This is a genomic window from Candidatus Ulvibacter alkanivorans, assembly GCF_003333325.1.
GTDB lineage: Bacteria > Bacteroidota > Bacteroidia > Flavobacteriales > Flavobacteriaceae > Ulvibacter_A > Ulvibacter_A alkanivorans.
Map to the genome: position 1 here is coordinate 1 of NZ_QOLC01000102.1, position 1,864 is coordinate 1,864.

General features: G+C 37.0%; 2 protein-coding genes. Both read left to right on the plus strand.

Annotated elements, in window-relative coordinates:
* A partial coding sequence (locus DWA30_RS13355; RefSeq protein ID WP_168421779.1) for a hypothetical protein occupies positions 1-1,038 on the plus strand: 1,038 nt, incomplete at its 5' end.
* A gap of 80 nt (positions 1,039-1,118) precedes the next feature.
* Positions 1,119-1,864 (plus strand): hypothetical protein (locus DWA30_RS11900; protein WP_136073197.1); only part of this gene is annotated, 746 nt, incomplete at its 3' end.

Consider the following 1,864-nt stretch of genomic DNA (forward strand, 5'->3'; position numbering starts at 1 on the left):
GAATACACCAATGAAAAAGGTTCAAAAGTAAGTTCAGATCAGATTCGTCAACGTTACGATGAAATCATAAAACAAAACAGTGAGTTTAGCAGCACTCTTGCTGACAAAATCAAACTTATGGACATTAATGAAGAAAGTGCGGATTTGGTGGCAAACACTATTCGTGAAATCGAACATGCCTGTAACAAGCAATCATTTGGCGAAAAAATGACCAATATGCTTCCGGCACCGATTCGTAATGCAACCAAGAAAATGCGTTCAAGCGCAGAAGTCGGCCTTCACAAACAGCGCACTGTCACCGAACTGGCTCAACGCCATTTTGACGCCCTGAATGAAAAGAAGACCAATCTTACAGAAAGTCTTGGCCAAATTTACGTCATTCGTGATAAACTTGTGCAGTCCACTGAAGAACTTGGTAAAATGGAACAGTTGCTAATCGGTCATACTAAGGAAGTAAAGAAAGAAACCAACATTGAAGGTAACTCTGCAAATGCTCGAATGGAAATGCTGAAAAGCAAGGAAATGACCATTCAGGTTCAATCTCAAATCCTGACTCAGCGCGACCTTATTAGTCAGATTGATGCGGTTCAATATGTTGCCGAACAGGTTACTGAGAGTATTACTCATACTCTGCCTACCATTAAGGCTAACTTCATTGACCAAATTTCAATTACTGCCGGTCTTAAAAATATGCGTGACCTGAAGGACAGCATTGACAAGACTCGCAACATGACTTTGACTCTTCAAGAAAATACTTTCAAAGATATGAAAGGTATCATGGAAGAGATTCATAAAAATGGTATGGGGTATACTGACTCGGAAATGAAGCGTATTGATGACCTTCAAAAAGAGCGCCAGCGTTTCCATGCCAGTATGAACGATAACTTCACTAAGAGTGACGAGATTAAAACAAAGCAAATTAAACGTCTCTCACGCATGATGGCAGAGCAAAATTCTTTCTTGGGAATGTCTGAGAGTCATCAGCTTGAAGAACAACGCAAGCAAGAGAATCAGGACAACCAAGATAACAATGAGTAAAACCTAGCGTTTAATCATTGAGTTTTTATAGAGAGTAAGGTATAATAGCCTTACTCTTTCATTCACTTGGAGATACATAAATGGCACTTTTTGGAACCAAAGAAGAGCGACAAGTTAAAAAGCTCTTAAAAAATTATAAAAATCTTTATGATAAGCTTTTCTACATTGAAAAGGTCAGCCAATCCATTGTCAAAGACCTTCATGAAGTCACTGAATACCAAATGAGTCTTCATTTGACAGACATTGAATTTGCATGCATCAACATTGATGCCGCCATGCGAGAATTGTCTGAAACAGACAATAAGCTCTATCAGAAATTTTTTAACCAAATTCCAAAGTTTTCATCTTTTGATCAGGGCGCAGATTTTATTTCTGGCGACTCTAAAATGTTTATTCTTCCTGAACACAACACAGGAGAAAAAATAAAAGTTGAAGGCAGAGAGTGGCGAGAAAATATTGAGAAACATAAAAATGCGCTTATGAAGAAAATTCGCTATGCGTCTTTCTTGAAAAAAGAAACCATTGAACTACCGGAAATCAAAGAGCAAGATTATAACTTATGGTTTGATTTTTTCTCAAATTTTGACATTCCGAAAAAGTTGAAAGGCTTGATTCTTTACGATATTCGAGAAATTCAAAAATATCACGATAATTTCAATAATTTCTTTTACAAAACATATGAAATGATGTATAATAACTTCGTCTTCGCAGAAATCCCTAATGACTTTTCTGACGAAACCCTTGAAGTTCATTCAATGATTCAGTTTTTCATTGATAAGGGCGTGATTGACAAAGAAAACCCGTATAAGGTTGCTGTTTACGAACT